The organism is Aminobacter sp. P4_D5 (assembly GCF_056401815.1).
In genome coordinates this window covers 1-599 of sequence record NZ_JBFUIP010001023.1, presented here as the reverse complement: position 1 = coordinate 599, position 599 = coordinate 1, and the positions used below count along the sequence as shown (strand labels likewise).

Genomic DNA, 599 nt, shown 5'->3' with positions numbered 1-599 from the left:
GCAGCGTTCCGAAAGCCATTGCCCGAATCAGCCCCATTCCCATCGCCCTCCGTGAAGCGACCCAGTGCCGCTTCTATGCCGACAGTCTGGGGCGTGCCGGTTACCGGAGGATCACCGGCTGGTTGTCCCGGCGTGAGGAAATGTGACACGCGCCCGGCGGCCCGTGTCCGAATGGTGCAGCGTGGGACAGAAGCGACAATTCCCCTGCGGAGGAATGGACGTCGACCTTGCTACATGGCGCCGCCGACGCGCGCGTCACCCTTCATCCCAGGAGATAGGCCCATGCCCCCCATGGTCGACGTCAACATGAAGAACATGGTGCCCCTCGCGCAGGACACCGCCACGACCTGCTGGCTGACCTGCTTCAAGATGATGCTGGCCTGGAAGGATCGCAGCGCGAGCGAGATCCGGCCGGCGCTCGAGAAGGCGGGGATCCTGTGGGAGGACGCCTGCAAGACCGGCCTGAAGACCCGCGACTACCAGAAAGCCGCCAAGGCGCTGGGGCTTCGCGCTTGGGGCAGCGGCGGATCCTGGTCGGCGACGAACTTCGCCTCCTTCTGCACGATCAGCCCGGTCTGGGTGGCGGGGAAGTGGTACGA

General features: G+C 65.8%; 1 protein-coding gene. It reads left to right on the top strand.

Annotation, left to right across the window (positions count from 1 at the left end; all coding sequences use genetic code 11):
• Nucleotides 1-282 precede the first annotated feature (282 nt).
• On the top strand, nt 283-599 hold a 317-nt coding region (locus AC1DWF_RS36435), incomplete at its 3' end, for a papain-like cysteine protease family protein (RefSeq protein WP_476843311.1).